At 39.0% G+C, this 17,121-nt stretch carries 15 protein-coding genes and 1 pseudogene; 1 reads left to right on the top strand and 15 read right to left on the bottom strand.

Features of this window, described 5'->3' with window-relative positions; genetic code table 11:
• Positions 1 to 37 precede the first annotated feature (37 nt).
• Positions 38 to 1,083, top strand: a protein-coding gene (locus tag NSQ44_RS03345) for an IS630-like element ISBs2 family transposase (protein WP_015374552.1) whose coding sequence is annotated in 2 segments (ribosomal slippage) — positions 38 to 541 and positions 544 to 1,083 — 1,044 coding nt in all. Because the reading frame shifts where the segments join, the coding sequence is not laid out codon by codon here.
• A 516-nt stretch (positions 1,084 to 1,599) separates the two neighbouring features.
• Here NSQ44_RS03345 and NSQ44_RS03340 read toward each other — a convergent pair.
• The 15 genes and pseudogenes from NSQ44_RS03340 to NSQ44_RS03270 form a co-directional block, all read right to left on the bottom strand.
• Complete coding sequence (locus NSQ44_RS03340) at positions 1,600 to 3,045, bottom strand: S41 family peptidase (RefSeq protein WP_340854888.1); 1,446 nt, start codon at positions 3,043 to 3,045, stop codon at positions 1,600 to 1,602.
• Between the two features lie 504 nt (positions 3,046 to 3,549).
• Positions 3,550 to 4,866 (bottom strand): murein hydrolase activator EnvC family protein, encoded by a 1,317-nt coding sequence (locus NSQ44_RS03335; RefSeq protein ID WP_340854886.1) that lies wholly within the window; start codon positions 4,864 to 4,866, stop codon positions 3,550 to 3,552.
• Positions 4,867 to 4,939: 73 nt separating this feature from the next.
• Complete coding sequence (gene ftsX / locus NSQ44_RS03330) at positions 4,940 to 5,830, bottom strand: permease-like cell division protein FtsX (protein WP_340854884.1); 891 nt, start codon at positions 5,828 to 5,830, stop codon at positions 4,940 to 4,942.
• Positions 5,823 to 6,509, bottom strand: coding sequence for a cell division ATP-binding protein FtsE (ftsE, locus tag NSQ44_RS03325; RefSeq protein ID WP_327863853.1), 687 nt, complete (start codon positions 6,507 to 6,509; stop codon positions 5,823 to 5,825). The genes ftsX and ftsE overlap by 8 nt, the downstream gene beginning before the upstream one ends.
• A 328-nt stretch (positions 6,510 to 6,837) precedes the next feature.
• On the bottom strand, positions 6,838 to 7,170 hold the full coding sequence (cccB, locus tag NSQ44_RS03320; RefSeq protein ID WP_063389198.1) for a cytochrome c551: 333 nt from the start codon (positions 7,168 to 7,170) through the stop codon (positions 6,838 to 6,840).
• Positions 7,171 to 7,529: 359 nt separating this feature from the next.
• A protein-coding gene (gene prfB / locus NSQ44_RS03315) for a peptide chain release factor 2 (RefSeq protein WP_327863854.1) occupies positions 7,530 to 8,631 on the bottom strand; the annotation gives its coding sequence in 2 pieces (ribosomal slippage) (positions 7,530 to 8,558 and positions 8,560 to 8,631; 1,101 coding nt in all).
• A gap of 137 nt (positions 8,632 to 8,768) precedes the next feature.
• Positions 8,769 to 11,279: a preprotein translocase subunit SecA gene (gene secA / locus NSQ44_RS03310; RefSeq protein ID WP_063389200.1), complete on the bottom strand. Its 2,511-nt coding sequence runs from the start codon at positions 11,277 to 11,279 to the stop codon at positions 8,769 to 8,771.
• 191 nt (positions 11,280 to 11,470) lie between these two features.
• Entirely contained in the window at positions 11,471 to 12,022 is a 552-nt protein-coding gene (gene hpf, locus NSQ44_RS03305) for a ribosome hibernation-promoting factor, HPF/YfiA family (protein ID WP_340854881.1), read from the bottom strand.
• A gap of 172 nt (positions 12,023 to 12,194) precedes the next feature.
• Positions 12,195 to 12,548, bottom strand: coding sequence for a flagellar protein FliT (locus NSQ44_RS03300; RefSeq protein ID WP_130158802.1), 354 nt, complete (start codon positions 12,546 to 12,548; stop codon positions 12,195 to 12,197).
• Positions 12,548 to 12,949 carry a flagellar export chaperone FliS gene (gene fliS, locus NSQ44_RS03295; RefSeq protein WP_340854877.1) on the bottom strand — a complete coding sequence of 134 codons (402 nt, stop codon included), beginning with the start codon at positions 12,947 to 12,949 and terminating at the stop codon, positions 12,548 to 12,550. Before fliS ends, NSQ44_RS03300 begins: the two co-directional genes overlap by 1 nt.
• 56 nt (positions 12,950 to 13,005) lie before the next feature.
• Positions 13,006 to 14,484 carry a flagellar hook-associated protein 2 gene (locus NSQ44_RS03290; protein ID WP_340854874.1) on the bottom strand — a complete coding sequence of 493 codons (1,479 nt, stop codon included), beginning with the start codon at positions 14,482 to 14,484 and terminating at the stop codon, positions 13,006 to 13,008.
• 15 nt (positions 14,485 to 14,499) lie between these two features.
• Positions 14,500 to 14,844: a flagellar protein FlaG gene (gene flaG / locus NSQ44_RS03285; protein WP_340854873.1), complete on the bottom strand. Its 345-nt coding sequence runs from the start codon at positions 14,842 to 14,844 to the stop codon at positions 14,500 to 14,502.
• 355 nt (positions 14,845 to 15,199) lie between these two features.
• Positions 15,200 to 15,430, bottom strand: a pseudogene (locus NSQ44_RS03280) (group II intron maturase-specific domain-containing protein); the annotation flags it as partial.
• 136 nt (positions 15,431 to 15,566) lie between these two features.
• Positions 15,567 to 15,755 carry a hypothetical protein gene (locus NSQ44_RS03275; protein WP_235600499.1) on the bottom strand — a complete coding sequence of 63 codons (189 nt, stop codon included), beginning with the start codon at positions 15,753 to 15,755 and terminating at the stop codon, positions 15,567 to 15,569.
• A gap of 237 nt (positions 15,756 to 15,992) precedes the next feature.
• A complete protein-coding gene (locus NSQ44_RS03270) occupies positions 15,993 to 17,105 on the bottom strand; it encodes a cupin domain-containing protein (protein ID WP_063389206.1) in 1,113 nt (370 codons plus the stop codon).
• Positions 17,106 to 17,121 lie beyond the last annotated feature (16 nt).

Below are 17,121 nucleotides of genomic sequence, written 5' to 3'. Positions count from 1 at the left end.
AAATACAAAGAGAAAATAGGGGAACGGAGAGAAAACTATGATGCCAAATCACAAAGACGAGATCGAAAAGTTGTCCACTGCCATGAAAGAAGCAAAAAGTAAACGAGCATATGAACGCTACCAAGCGATTTATCTTCATTTGCAGGGATATACCAAAGGAGAAATCGCAACGATTATTGGTCGATCCAAGAAAACTATTTATAACTATATTCATGCCTACGCCCAGCGCGGTCTTGATGGACTGGAGATGAAATACTCACCTGGCGCCCCACGTCGATTGACCCCTGAGCAGGAAAAAGAGCTGGCTTTGATCATTGAACATCAGCTCCCCGTAGATGTGGGATTCGAAGCAAAATATAATTGGACGCTTGCGATAATCGCTGAACTCATTCAACAAAAGTGGGGGCCAACATACACGCTTCGCGGAACAAGTGACATTCTGCATCGGTTAGGGCTAAGCTATACGAAACCGACCTATACACTAGCCAATGCCGATGAAGAGAAACAAAAAGAATTCGTCGAAATCACCTTCCCTGAAGTAAAAAAAAACTGGTAGATGGGAACATCGCCCATGTCCTCTTTCAAGATGAGTCGATGATTCGTGATTACCAAGCGATTCAAAAAACATGGTTTGTCAAAGGAAAACAACGAATCATTCCGACGTTTGGAAAACATCAAGGGCTGAAGCTGATTGGCACGTTGAACTACGAAACAGGGGAAGTGTTTTGCATCGAAGAAGAACGCTATGACGCGGAAACATTTCTTCGATTTCTTCAACTTGTGTTAGAACGCTATCCCACAGGCAAAATAGTGATGATTTTAGATAACGCTCGAATTCACCATGCCAAACTCATTCAGCCATTTTTAAAAGAACACGAAGATCGGTTAGAGCTCGTCTTTTTGCCACCATACAGTCCGCAATTGAACTTGATTGAAGGGCTATGGAAATGGCTGAAATCAGACGTGATTTACAACGTGTTCTATTCGAGTGTGCAAGAAATTAGAAAGAATGTCCAAGCCTTTATTCAGCGAATCAACCAGAAACCAGAACAAACGATCGATCGTTTGTGTGTTCAGTTGTAAATCTTTAATTCAACTTATATAGAACGTCATATAAAAAACTGGAAATAGGTAAAAAGGCCGATTGACCAAATTCATGGAGCAGCGGCTTTTTTGATTGCATGCCGTTTTTGTCTTTTTAAAAGGGGGAATGAATCAAACTTGCAGCAAATCGATCAAAAAATTGAGCAAGGAAACAGCCACTTAACAATGCCGCTCTGTCACTTCCCGATGATTTAAAAGAAAACGCAGCCATATTGTCATAAAGCTGCGATCATCATCTGTATGCATAAATAATTGTAAATTTCACTACGATATGAAAGCAGAAATTTTCTCAACTGAAAAGCCTGCACAAGGAAGCGAAATCTCATTTAGAGGCTGTCCATAAAGTGAAATCCCTATTGAAAACAAAAAATCATAAACATCGATATATCAACGTTTCTAAAACATTAAAGGGGGCGTCAATAAGCCGTAAAAACGACTTATTAGACAGCCCCTTAAACAAAATGCAACAGAAAAGCTGCCGTATTTTTTCAATACTTAAGAAGATCGTGCTAATAGTGAAATGGCAGTTTGCAGCTGCAAGTCATTTTGTTTTGAACGAGTTTCTTTTGTGATCAATTCATTCATTTTTATAGCTGTTTTTTGATCCACTTTCCCCGTCACGGATAAACCGTTCATTTTTTGAAACGCCTTTACAGCCAGCTCGGTTTCTGCACTGAAATAACCGTCTTTTCTCCCAGGATCATAACCTAATCCTGATAATAATATTTGTGCAATGCGAACTTGTTCATTATTCATCTCTTTTTTTAATGGCTGTAAAATATCGAGCGGTCCAGCTTTAAAATAATCCGGCTGCGATATTTTTACCGTTGGTTCCACACCTTTTTCATGAATCCAATTTCCTTTAGGAGTCAACCATTTGTATAACGTCAGCTTTATGTTGCTTCCATCATCCAGCGGTATTGTTTGCTGAACTGTTCCCTTTCCAAAGGATTTTTCGCCGACAATGGCATACCCTCCTGCTTCTTTCAACGCAGCTGCCAAAATTTCCGAAGCAGATGCGCTGCCGTTGTCAATTAAGACTGCAATAGGATAATGCTTCTTTTCTTTTAATGTTGAATAATACATCTCCCTTTTTCCGTCTCTCTTTTCTATTTGAATATATGGTGCATGATTCGGGACGAGCTGCTGCAAAATTTGCTCTACAGCCTGCAAATATCCTCCCGGATTGCTGCGGACATCGATGACTAAACCGTTAATTTTTCTTTTTTCCAACATTTTTAATTTTTGTTTAAAGTCATCAGCTGTCCTTTCAGAAAATGAAGTAATATGCAAGACACCCAACCGCTTCCCATTTTTAATTATCTCGGAGCTGAACACTGTTTCTATCGGAATCTCATCCCGCTTTATTTCAAAAAACAATAAATCTTTACTTCCAGGGCGGCGTATCGCAAGTTTGACAGTTGTTCCTTTTTCTCCCCTGATTTTCAGTACTGCATCATGAAGATCTGAACTAGAAATAGTTTTACCATCAATTTTCACAATTTCATCATTTGGTTTTAAGCCCGCTTTTTCCGCCGGCGAATTTTTAAATGGTGAAATAATGGTTATTTTGCCATTGTTCATCCCGATTTCGGCACCGATTCCTTCAAATGAAGAATCAAGGGACTCTGTAAATTGTCTCACAGTTTCTTTATCCATATAGACTGAGTATGGATCGCCTAAAGAAGACATCATCCCTTGAATGGCGCCTTCTAGGAGACGATTTTTGTCGACTGGATGGACATATTTTTCAGAAATTAGTTCATAGGCTTTTATAAATTTCTCCAATCCTGGAATGGTTTCATCCGAACTCTGTGCAGATGCAGCAACTGATGGATTTTTCAGCGATACGTTATTTTCAGCATGACCGTGCACATCCAAAACGATGATGGAACTGGTCACGATCAAAAACACTGTAATCAATTTCATCATTTGTTTCATATGTTTTTGCCTTCCTTTCCAACAATCCGAATTATTTATAGCGTATGCAAAGCTTGTACAAATCATGTACGGATTACAGGAAAAGGAAAAGCAATTCAAAAAAACTTAATATACCGCCCTTTGACAAGAATTTGACCGCTTCTAGCCAGGTTCCATCAAGAAAATAGAAAAATCAGCTAACGATCATCTTTGCTTTGATAATGGGTAAGGTGTTTTGTTCTCTTAAAAACGCTTTCCTTTTCTTTTAGTCAAGCAAACTGCCTACACCGGCATAATCATACGGGAGGAGTAACTATATTTTTTGTAATTATCTATCACTACATGAAAAAAAAGAATTATTGTGAAAATCAATCCATTGAAGCTTGATGTAATCTCCCGTTTCCTCTATTTTTTGCATCGATGAAACACGATCAGAAGAAAACTGTTTTGCAATTTATAAAAAAATAACAATGCACAACAAACTCTTCTTCCCTTAAGAGCTTATTGTGCATTGTTAATAAATTTTTATGGAAGAACGCTTAAAGGATTGATCGCGCTGGATTTGCCTCGCCATGTTCCGTTATGTACTTCAAAATGTAAATGTTGGCCTGCCTGTGGGTTATTCTTAGTTGGTTTTGGATACACATTTCCTGAATTTCCCATATATCCAATAAACTGACCTTGGCTCACTTTTTGATCACTTGAAACGTTAATGCTTCTCAAATGCGCGTAAAGTGTTGTATACGTTTTACCATTAATATTATGGATGATCATAATCACATTACCGTAGCCGCTCATTTTCCCAGCATAACTAACCGTGCCGCCAGCAGAAGCGTAAACTGGAACCGTTCCTCGTTTCGCAATATCAAGTCCTGCATGTAACCTGTCCCATCTCATACCCATTTTAGAAGTAAGAACACCTGAAGCCGGCCAGATAAATGATCCGCTTCCTGCAGCTGATGATACAGATGGTTCTGGTGAAGATCCGCCATCGCTTGAAGCAGCAGCTTTATCGCTTGATTTAGAAGCAGATTGTGAAGCTTGAGCCTGTCCAGTCTTTTCTTCTTCTAGTCTTTTTAAATATTCTTGCTGCTGTTGTTCAATCATTTTTTGCTGCTTTGCCAGCATAGCATCTTGATATTCCAAATCTTCTAATTCATCCATCGCATGACCATATTTTGTTTCCAATTCCGCCAACAGTTTATCCTTTTCATCAATTTGCTTATCTAGCTCTTGTTTCAATGAAGCCAATTCAGATAAAGCTTCTTCCAAAGAGGACAGCTGTTTGTTTAATTTCGCCTCCGCTTCTTCTTTCAGTTTCATATCTCTTTCATGCTCTTCAATAATTTTTTGATCCGCATCAACGATCGTTGTAACAGCGCTTATACGAGTTACAAAATCATTGAAGCTTTTCGCACCTAAGATAACGTCGAGATAGCTGATTGTTCCTCCTGCTTCCTGCAAGGATTTTGCCCGTTCTTTTAACAGTTCATTCCGCTTTTCAATCCGTTTTTTTACTTCAGCAATTTGTTTTTTCAACTGTTCAATTTCAGCTTTAGTTTTCTTGATTTCATTCTCTTTCTCTTCGATTTTTTCACCAGTATCCAACAATTTTTCATCTAACTTTTTAATCTCTTGATTAAGTTGATTTTGTTTTGTCTCTAACTCTTTTACTTCACTTTTCTTGCTTTCTATATTCGATTGAACATTGGACCGCTCATTTTGAATTCTTGCTTTTTTCTCCTCAAAGGATGACGCATAAGCGCTTTTGCTCAGCGGTACAAATACCCCGCTTGTCCCCAATATAGCTGTAAGACTTAATGTCACTATTCTCTTTTTCACAATCCGGTTCCTCCTCTTTTTCCATGTTTTAAATTATCTCAATCGGGTATGTATAAGTGTAGCTAAAGATAAACTACACTTTTAAAAATTTTCGAACAGACATTAAGCTTCCCCATATGCCGATTAAGGCGCCGATTAACAATAAGATAGCCGATATTTGAAAAACAAAAGGGGAAAATGGCAACAATTCAACAAAAGATCCTTGAATGTAAGGGATGGCAAAATTAACTAAACTATTGTAGCTGACAACTAAAACTGTAATTGGTATGACAGATCCCAGCGCTCCTAAAAACAAACCTTCTAAAAAGAACGGCCAGCGTATAAACCAGTTTGTTGCACCAACAAGTTTCATAATTTCTATTTCTCGTCTGCGGGCAAATATAGTGATTTTTATAGTGTTTGAGATTAAAAACATCGCAGTAAACACAAGCCCGATGATTAAGACTATGCCGATATTTCTTGAAACGTTGACAACTTCAAACAATTTTTTCACAGTTTCTTCTGCATATTGAACATCTTCGACATAGCGCATTTTTTTAATTTCTTCCGCTACAACTGGAGTATCTTCGGGAACTTTCGTTTTGACGATGAAAACATCGTTTAAAGGATTATCCTGTTCAAATAGCTTGAATGACTCTCCTTTTTCACCGAAGCTTTTAATTAATTTTTCCAGCTCCTGGTCTTTGGAAGAAAATTGGACATTCTCTACTTTATCTAGATTTTTCAATTTCGATTCAAGTTGGTTTTGAGCGTTTTGATCTGCTGTCCTGTCAATTAGCACGGTTATTTCAACATCTTCTTCAATGTTGCTGGCGATATTATTTAAATTCATCATAATAACCAAAAACGTGCCGACCAAAAGAAGGGTCACTGTTACGGCTGATATAGAGGCTATGGACATCCAAGCGTTTCGCCAAAGACTTTTTATCGCCTCCCGCAAATGACGACCGAGAGTTTTATTCATAAAGACCATACTCCCCTCTCGCCTCATCGCGCACAATTTTGCCGTCCTCAATAGCGATAACCCGCTTTCGAATCGTGTTCACGATCACTTTATTGTGGGTGGCCATTAACACCGTTGTGCCCCGATTGTTGATTTCCTCTAGCAATCTCATAATCTCCCAAGAGGTTTCAGGGTCCAAATTCCCTGTCGGCTCGTCTGCTATTACAACAGGCGGATTGTTTACTATGGATCTAGCAATTGATACGCGCTGCTGTTCACCGCCAGACAATTCGTCAGGGAAGAAACGGGCCTTATGCTTCAATTGCACAAGATCAAGGACATTTAATACTTTCTTTTTAATGTTCTTCGGATTTTCCCCGATCACTTCCAAAGCGAAGGCAACATTCTCATAAACAGTCAATTTCGGCAATAATTTAAAATCTTGAAAGACAACCCCGATATTTCTCCGCAAATACGGCACTTCTTTTTCCTTTAGGTTTTCTAGTTGTATACCGTTTATGACAATACTACCTTTTGTAGGCTTTTCTTCCAGATACATCAATTTGATAAATGTCGACTTTCCAGCACCGCTAGGACCTACGATGTATACAAATTCGCCTTGATTGATTTTTATTGAAATACCGTTAATGGCCAAAACACCATTCGAATAGGTTTTATAAACATCCTTCATTTCGATCATGCTATCACCTGAAGTCATTGAATTATTTCAGTGCTCATCAAAAAATTTTTATTATTACTTGAAACTAATGTTATTTTCTATTCGTCTATTAATTATGAAGCAGAAAATAAATCTTACATCCTTCCCACAAAAAACATTATAACATCATTTTTCGTCAAAAATAGACTTTTTCATATTACATTTTTGTTTCAATATCATATTCCGAGGGAAAATTTTTAAAATTCTTGTAAAAAAAACTACAAAATTTTCTATTATCTGCTATTTTTTTCTATAGCATAAAAAAGCGAGGGTGATCATGTCCCCTCCCTCGCTTCTTATGTTACTTTTGTTACTTTTGTCCTGCAAGCCACTCAGCGACAACATCTGCTTCGCTATCGTTCAATAAACCTTTTGGCATAGCGCCTTTGCCGTTTAAAATAATATCTTTTATTTCATCTTTGCTATACTTGCTTCCAACTTTCTGTAAACTCGGACCGGAAGCACCTTCAAGATTTTGTCCATGGCAGCTTGTACAATTTTGTTTTATCAGATCTTCTGCAGATGCAGTATTCTCAGCTTGATCTGTTCCGCCATTTGTTCCGCTTTCTTGGTCATTCCCGCCGCCCCCGCATGCAGCTAATACGAGTGAAAGACCAAATACTAAGATCAAGAACTTTTTCACTGCGAAATCCCCCTTCACCAATTAGTCTCGAAGATATTATAACCTAATTATTGAGGTTTCAATCTGGAACAAATTGACCAACATTTGACAATCCTGTGAAAATAACTTGAATATTGATAAAAAAGAAAAAGGGTGTCTAATAAGTCGTTTTTACGCCTTATAGACGCCCCTTTAATGTTTTAAATGTTGATATATCAATGTTTATGATGTTTCGTTTCAATGGATTTTGACTTTCTGGACAGCCCCACAAGTTCTCTAATCAAATGGAATTTAGGGCAGTTTTTCTTCGTCATTTTTCCGCATCACATTTCTATTCGCTCATCTTTTGTAAACGCGTCATCATCCTTTTCATAACAGCCTTAAGACAATTTTGCTTTTAAATATGCATCAATAAATGCATCAATTTCCCCATCCATTACAGCTTGAACGTTGCCGATTTCGACATTTGTCCGGTGATCTTTCACCAATGAATATGGATGGAAGACATAAGAACGGATTTGGCTACCCCAGCCAATTTCCTTTTGCTCTCCTCGAATTTCCGCTAATTCTTTTTCCTGCTCTTCAATTTTTAATTGGTATAGCTTAGATTTTAACATTTTCATTGCTCGTTCTCTGTTTTTAATTTGAGAGCGCTCCGTTTGACATGTCACGACAATTCCAGTTGGCAAGTGTGTAATCCGTACCGCCGAGTCGGTCGTATTTACGTGCTGCCCTCCCGCACCGCTTGAACGATACGTGTCAATTTTCAAATCCTCGCTTCTAATTTCAATATCGATTTCATCATTAAATTCTGGCATCACTTCGCAGGAAACAAAGGAAGTATGGCGGCGGCCTGATGCATCAAAAGGAGAAATGCGCACTAACCGATGGACTCCTTTTTCCGCTTTTAAATAGCCATATGCATTGTGTCCTTTAATTAACAGCGTTACACTTTTTATTCCTGCTTCATCACCCGGAAGATAATCGATCGTTTCAACTTTAAATCCTTTCTTTTCCGCCCATCTCGTATACATTCGCAGGAGCATAGATGCCCAGTCCTGAGATTCCGTCCCTCCTGCTCCCGGATGAAGCTCTAAAATCGCGTTGTTTTTATCGTAAGGCTCATTTAACAGAAGCTGTAATTCAAAATTATTCAATTCCTTCGTTAATTTTTTCAATTCGGATTCAAGCTCTCTTTGCAAATCATCATCCGGCTCTTCTTTAATAAGCTCGTAAGTTACTTGAAGATTTTCATATGATTCATTTAAATGGTTAAATTCTCCGACAAGATCTTTTAAGGCGTTTGCTTCATTAATTACCTTCTGAGCTGCTTGCTGGTCATCCCAAAAATTTGGCGCAGCCATTTTCTCCTCTAATTTTTTTATGCGTGCTTCCTTCTCTTCTAAGTCAAAGAGACCCCCTAAAATCCGCTAATCGTTTAGCCATTTTCTCCAGTTCATTCCGAATTTCTACTAAATCCATTAGTCCATCACCTCTAAAAATTTTTTGCACAGTATACTATATTTTTGCAGATTCGCTTTGTCCACTTATACATTAGTTAAAAAATTTATGGGACAGGCGAGACTGACATCTCGCCACACCCATTCTATTTAAAATCGTTATCTTCCGCAACAATGTTTGTATTTTTTGCCGCTTCCGCACGGACATGGCTCGTTGCGGCCAACCTCTTTTGCTTTTCTGACTGGTTTCTTTTTCGTCTGGGCGTCTCCTTCTTTCGGCTGCACGGCTTCGCCGACCGCCACTTCCTGACGTTCCAAATTGTTTTGAATTTCAGCTTTCATTATATATTTTGTAACCTCTTCTTGGATGGACGCAATCATATTTTCAAACATTGTGTAGCCTTCCAATTGATATTCACGAAGCGGATCGGTTTGTCCGTATGCACGTAAATGAATACCTTGGCGAAGATGATCCATTGCATCGATGTGATCCATCCATTTTGTATCAACGGCGCGGAGTACAATGACTCGTTCAAATTCACGCATGTTTTCCTCGCCAAAAGCAGCTTCTTTCTCATCATAACGCTTCTTCGCTTTTTCCCAAATGATATCAATAATTTCATCCGATTCTTTTCCGCGAAGGTCATTTACATTAAAGTCATCTGCTTCATCCAAAATATTGGCTTTTACCCAGTCGACTAATCCTTCAAGGTTCCAGTCTTCCGGAAGCTCTTCTTCAGGCGTAAATGACTGTACAACACGGGTAATCGTTTGTTGAATCATGTCTTCAACATTTTCTCGCAGATTTTCAGATTCAAGCACTTCATCTCTTTGTTTATAAATAATTTCACGCTGCTGACGGAGCACATCATCATATTGAAGAAGCTGCTTCCGCGCATCAAAGTTGTTTCCTTCCACCCGTTTTTGCGCCGATTCCACAGCACGGGTAATCATTTTGCTTTGAATCGGCTGGGAATCGTCCATTCCAAGCCGATCCATCATGCTCATCATACTTTCTGAACCGAATCGGCGCATCAGTTCATCTTCCATTGACAAATAAAACTGCGTAACACCCGGGTCTCCTTGACGTCCAGAACGTCCTCTCAGCTGATTGTCAATTCTTCGGGATTCATGGCGTTCTGTGCCGATGACAGCTAATCCACCCAACTCTTTTACGCCTTCGCCGAGCTTTATATCCGTTCCCCGTCCAGCCATATTTGTCGCGATCGTCACAGCATTCTTTTGTCCGGCTTGTTCAATAATTTCTGCTTCCTTTGCATGGTTTTTTGCATTCAACACATTGTGCGGAATTCCCCGCTTCTTAAGCATATTAGAAAGCAATTCAGATGTTTCAACCGCGACTGTACCTACTAGAACAGGCTGACCAATCATGTGCCGCTGAACGATGTCTTCTACAACCGCTTTAAATTTCCCCTCCATTGTACGGTAAACGAGGTCCGGACGATCTTCGCGGATAACCGGCTTGTTTGTCGGGATGGTAATAACCTGCATGTTATAAATGTTGCGAAATTCTTCTTCTTCTGTTTTCGCAGTACCTGTCATTCCCGCCAGCTTTTCATACATTCGGAAATAGTTTTGGAACGTGATCGTTGCCAACGTCATGCTTTCATTTTGAATTTCAAGGCCTTCTTTCGCTTCGATTGCCTGATGCAAACCGTCGCTGTAACGGCGGCCTTTCATTAACCGTCCGGTAAATTGGTCTACAATGATCACTTGTCCGTCTTCAACGACATAATCAACGTCTTTATGCATGACGACGTGGGCTTTCAGCGCATTGCTGATATGATGGTTTAGTGTGACGTTTTTTAAATCGAACAAATTATCAATATGGAAAGCACGCTCCGCTTTTTCAATCCCTTCTTCTGTAAGTTGAACGGATTTCGTTTTTTCATCATAAGTATAATCTTTATCCTTTTGAAGCGTTCTGACAAAAGCATTTGCCTGAATATACAGTTTGGTGGATTTTTGTGCTTGTCCAGAAATAATAAGCGGAGTTCTTGCTTCATCAATTAAAATGGAGTCTACCTCATCGATTACCGCAAAATGCAGAGGGCGCTGCACTTTTTGTTCCTTGTATAAAACCATATTGTCGCGCAAATAATCAAACCCAAGTTCGTTATTTGTTGAATAGGTGATATCAGCTTCGTAAGCAGCCTTTTTCTCCTCTTTTGACATACCGTTTAAATTTAAACCGACAGTCATGCCGAGAAATTCAAAAATTTTGCCCATTTCTTTTGCGTCCCGGCTTGCCAAATATTCATTGACGGTAACGACGTGAACGCCTTTCCGCGTCAACGCATTTAAGTAAACAGGCATCGTTGAGGTTAATGTTTTCCCTTCACCTGTCTTCATTTCCGCAATATTGCCTTCGTGAAGGGCAATAGCTCCCATAAGCTGTACTTTATATGGATACAGGCCGAGCACTCTGTGAGCGGCTTCTCTTACAACTGCATAGGCTTCCACAAGCAGATCATCGAGTGTTTCTCCCTTTTCAAGCCGTTCCGCAAACTCAGCTGTTTTTGACCTCAATTCCAAATCAGAAAGCTTTCTCATATCAGGACCGAGAGCATTTATTTTTTCAGCTATTTTTTCATAACGAGCTAAAGTGCGTTTGTTCGGATCAAACACTTTATTTAAAAGTCCAAGCATCTTTAACGCTCCTTAATTTATTTTAATTATTTTAGTTTTTCTTTTAAATTTTATCACTGCTTTTCCAAGCGTACAACTTTTGCTATGTGAAAGTCTTTCCATAAACCCGTCCCATTTGTCTACATTTTATTTGCTTGAAGGTAAAAAAAGTACAGCCAGGAAGGCTGCACTTTTATTATATAAAATACATTTTACTCATTCGGTTCAATTAATCCATAGCGGCCGTCTTTTCTGCGGTAGACAACATTTGTTCTATTTGTATCAGAGTTCGTAAAAACAAAGAAGTTATGGCCGAGCATGTTCATTTGCAAAATAGCTTCCTCAGTATCCATCGGCTTTAAATTGAACCGTTTTGTTCTTACAAGTTCGATATCCTCTTCATTCACATCAGTGTCATCATTCGTTTCCGCATTGATGAAATATTTAGCATCAACTTGTTGTTCACGAAGCTTCCGGTTTACTCTTGTTTTATGCTTGCGGATCTGACGTTCAAGCTTATCAACGACAAGATCAATCGCAGCATACATATCTTCATGATATTCCTCAGCACGCATCACTAAATGCGTCATTGGAATCGTTACTTCAATTTTAGATTCTTTGTCATTATAATATTTTAAATTCACATTTGCATCGGCTTGTACTCCATTATCAAAATAACGTTCAAGTTTAGATAATTTTTTTTGTACATATTCTCTTAATGCTGGAGTTACATCAATGTTTTCCCCTCTAATGTTGTATTTCATATTGAGCTCCTCCTTTTATTAAGGGATATATATATAGTTCGATGTAACATTCGTTTTTCCTTTCACAAAATAAAAAAAATCGTGAACATTTTATGAATGCTGATGAGCGGGGAAAACGATTTTCACACTTTCATCCATCGCTACATGATCGTGTCTTTTTGTACATATATTGCTATTTTTTCTTATCATAAAAAATGCCATCAATAGTGGCATTCGCATAAGAGTTCATATATTTTTTTGCCATCTCTTTCTGGGCTTTCATCTTGACGATATCATGTTGTATCTCTTGTTTTATTAGTTTAAGCTGCTCAACAAGAATTTGATTCAATTGGATAATTTTTCTTCCTGCTTCTTTCTCCTTGGGCGTGAAGGGAGGATTCATGCTTTTTGTTAACTCCTCCCGTTTTGCCAGCAAGTCTTCTATTTTTTGTATCACTTGATCACGGTCGCGATGTTGATCTTTAGACCGTTTTGTCAATTCCACTAACTCTTCCGTTATTTCCAACAATTTTTCCACTTCGTCCATTACGCTTGTCCGCCTTCACTATGCCGCTGTTTCCGGTTGATTTGGATTACTTCTTTCCACGTATCTCTGAACTCTGTCACATATCCTTCCACTTCTTCAATAATGGTGACATCGTTTTTAAAATTGGCCTCAACAAGCCGTCGATTCATGTACTCATACAGTGCGTACATATTTTTAGAAATCTCAATATCCATATTTAGCGTGGCCATTAGTTCACAAATGATTCTTTGTGCTTTTTGCAAATTTTCGTTTTTTTGTTGGATAGATTTTTCTTCTATTGCTTTTTTCGCAAGCTTTAAAAATTTTAAACACCCGTTATAAAGCATTAATGTGAGTTCACCCGGTGATGCAGTTTGTACGCTGTTTTCCAAATAAGATTGATAAGGATTGTTCATTGTCATTTAAGACACTCCTCAGATATCATATCCATTAAAAAGTAAATAGTAAAGGCAGACGATTAAGCGCCGCCTCCAAATAATTGCATCAAATATGCTGACTGTTGGTTCGCCCGCTGAATCGCCTGTTCCATTGCCGTAAATTGCCGATAATATCTTGATTCGATTTGTATAAGCCGATCTTGAAAGGCATTGATTCGATTATCCAAATCTTTTAAGTTTTTTCCAATCGTAAACTGGTCATTTGTAGACAAAGACGTTCCCGCTTTGTCTTTGATTTTTGTCATCATACCTTTCAAAGAATCGCGGAGACGGCGGGCAATCCCTTTATCATTGTAAGATTCGCCGTCAGACATAAACAGTTTATAGATCGCTTCTGGATTTTCCTGAATTTTTTCCCGGAGTTTATTTTCATCAATTGTAAGTTTGCCTCGGTCCAAATAATTGGCTGTTGTTGAAATCCCAACATCCGTAAGCTGCTTAAACCCTTTCAAAGCATCTCCGGCGACAGGAGAATATAAATCCAACCGCATTTGATTAAGACCGCTTGTTAAAATCGCATCGCCGCGAAGAAGGCCGCTTTTCGCCTTTTCTTCCCACAGCTCGATTTGCTTTTCCGTCATTTCCTCTTTTTGTTCATCCGTTAGAGGAGGAAAATTCCGGAAGCGCTCTTCTGTTAATTTGCCATTAATCTTTTCAATCACTTCATTATATTTATTAACAAATTTTACAATAGTATCGAGAATTGCATCAACATCTGTTGATGTAGAAATCGTAACAGGACTTGTCGTTACATTTTTAATTGTATATTCAATCCCCGCAATCGTAAATGTATTAGATGTTTGGACAGTTTCGTAGCCGTTGATTTTAACTTTTGCATTTTGACCCGCAGTTTCGGGGATTAGGTTAAACGTTGTATCATCAAGTGAAAAACCTAGGCTTTGCAAAAAATCAAATGTTTCACTATCGGCAGCTTTAATCGTTCCGCCTTCACCTGTTTTATTATTCGTTAAAACGAGCCTTTCCACACCAGATGAATCCTTTAATTTCATCCCCGTAACGCCTAGATTTGAGCTGTTGATTTTGTAGATAACATCATCAAGCGTATCATTTTCACCAATATTAATCGTCACTTCTCTCGTTTCTGTTGAACCTGGATCGGTCACTTCAAATTTTAGCGTTCTTGCACCAGATGTAAAATTATTTAACGTTGCTGCACTATATGTGGCAGCCTTAGCCAATTGTTGGACTTCAATCGCTGTTGACGTATTAGCTGAAGCGTTGATTGCCTTTGCCACAACAGCTGACTCATCAGAGCTCGTCACTTTTTTTTGCCGGAAATTCGACAGTCTGTATACGCCGTCAAAAATCAATCTGTCCAATTCGTCCAACAGCTTGTTGATTTCCCTGTAGCTGTCGCGCTGCCATTCAAAAATTTGCTTTTGTTGGACCATTTTATCGAGCGGAATTCTTTCCGCCTTCATTAAATCTTTTACGAGAGCGTCAATGTCCATTCCGCTTGCCAAACCGACAATTCGCATTTTTTCCACCCCTAGTTAAATTTTCCGATCCACGATTAATCCCATCAGCTCTGCCATTGCCGCATATATATCAAGCATTTTTTTCGGAGGAATTTCCCTGATGACTTCGTTCGTATCTACATTGACAACTTGTACAAAATATTCTTTCAGTTCTTCATGAAGTACAAATTGAATCGATGTTTTAATCGGCTTCAAAAAATTGTTCAAATCCTCAATTGCTTCCTCCAGCGTAACTTTAGCTTTTTTTTCTTCTTCTTGGACAGGCTGCTTGTTTTCAGGCATTGACAATTTTTCCTCTTTTCCTTGCATATCCTGCAAAAAAGCATTATTATTAACATCGGTTATCTTTTGTATTCCCATATTCCTTCTCCTCCGAGGAATTCTTGCTATTTTATTTATCGGTAAAAAATTGCCTTGTTTTAGCATCTTTTGACAAAACATTCATAACTTTATTGAAATGGTTTCTTAATTTTCAAAATATTGAGTTTATGAAATCGGTAAGCTGACGAGCTGCTTAACATCCACACAACCATTTTTTATTCTTCTAAAAGCTTAGGTCGTTTAAGATGGGTAAGCCTTCCAATTTACTAGTAGAGTAGAACTGTTTTCAAAGGGACAGCCTATGCTGTTCTCAGCTTCCCCTCATCAAACCGTACGTGAGGTTTTCCCTCATACGGCTTTCCGACGTTCTTCTTCCTTTGGCTTTCGTTCTTGTCTAACTTGCTAATTTCACTAATAAGCCTTGTGTTAATTTTATAACTTCTTTCATTCTCGCATGTTTCTTCCTTTGGTTCTTCTTCTTATTCCAGTACAGAGTAAGTCTTTCTAATACATACCAGTCCACTTTATTTAGCCACTTCTTGGCGATGGACGAAATACTGTAGTAATTCTTAAATCCTTGTAAAATTCGATTGAGCCCTTTCACCAGTTCTTTGATGTCCATAAATCGCTTGTTCCTTGGACTCGTATATTCCTTAAATTCATTTTCATTTTCTTCTTACTTGGAAATGTGAGACATGACATAAACTTTCGAGCCACCCTTGTTCATCACAGGAAATTTCCGATGGTGTAGATCTAGAAAGTCAAATCCGTTTGTGTCGTCCCATAGGCTGACCAGTTTGGATCTCTGTGTTGATTTCAAGGTCGAGTTTCTTCATGATGGCTTTTAGTACTTGAATGCTCTCCAGCGCCTCGTTTTTCGTGCGACACATGATCACGAAATCATCTGCGTATCGCACCAGTTCTCCTAAGTGTGGAACTTCTTCTTTCATATCGTGTCCATATAATGCAGGTAGCTGTTCGCTAAAAGAGGCGAAATGACTCCGCCCTGCGGGGTACCCTTTTCGGTGTTATGAAACTGTCCATCTTCCATTACACCTTAGCTGGGCGCGCTAAAAAACAAAAACCCCTTTTTCAACAATAGCTTTGTGAAAAAGGGGTTTTGAAAACCTCGTCAAAAGGTTCAGTTTTAATTTGGACCGTCAACTGCTCCATTATGCTTGCTAAGTTTAAACGAATACAGGTTGAAATTCATCGGTCACTTGTTGGAATCCATTATTTTCTTCATAAGCTTCTTCACGTTCCACATCAAATCTTTCCATAATCGGCAAATCATTCGCAGAGAACAGGTAAGAATCTTTTTCGGCAACATGCTCATGCCACGCCCAATTCGGAACAACGAAGAAATCGCCGCTTTCCCAATCAAAGCGCACACCGTTGATAATACTGTACCCAGATCCCTTATAGACATGGTAAATAGTCGAGTGCGTATGACGGTGAGCTTTTGAATGAAACCCTTTTGGAAGCAATTGCATCCAAGCGGAAATCGTCGGATTGGCTTGTTTGCCTGTTGAAGGATTGATATATTCAACCGCATATCCATCGTACGGATCTGGATCAAAGCGTTTTAAACCTTGAATAGCTGCTTCAGTCTGCTTCCATTTGTAAGACCCTAACGGAGCGATTTTTGGTTCACGGTCAGAAATTGGACGAACCATGCCACCTTCATATCTTTGCGATGAGTAATTATCAGGAACTTTCGGTTGTTCAATTCCGTCTGGATAAGGATCAAAGAACGTGCCGCCAATCGAATAGATAGTTGGAATATCAAGGCAGTCCATCCAAATCATCGGCTCATCACCCGGATGTCCATGACCATGCCAAAGCCCTTTCGGAGTAATGAGATAATCGCCTTCCTCCATAAAAATCCGCTCGCCTTGCACAATTGTATAGGCGCCTTTTCCTTGACTGATAAAGCGCAGCGCACTTTGCGAATGTCGATGCGAAGGCGCTACTTCACCGGGAAGAATTAATTGTACGGCAGCATAAAGCGTTTGTGTTGTTGATGCCCATCCCCAAGGCTTTCGATAAGTCAATCCAGGATTTTGAAAATAAATCGCCCGTCTTTCTCCGCCGCGCTCAGGAGTAAAAATTTCAGTTGCTTCCATCAATTTTTTATAAAGGGTTTTCCATTTCCAAAGATACGCTTCAGCTTGCGGAGTTGGCTGGCGATGCATTAAATCTGGAATAGCATCCCAAAGCGGTCCTAGATGGTATTGCTCAATATCTTTTGTGAAATCTCGGACAATTTTACTTTTAAAAAACTCATTTTTTTCCGCCATGATGAACTAACCTCCT

It is taken from the genome of Aeribacillus sp. FSL M8-0254 (assembly GCF_038008845.1).
Classification (GTDB): domain Bacteria; phylum Bacillota; class Bacilli; order Bacillales; family Aeribacillaceae; genus Aeribacillus; species Aeribacillus composti.
Note: the sequence above shows the minus strand (reverse complement) of the source record. Positions and strands in the feature narration are given on the sequence as shown.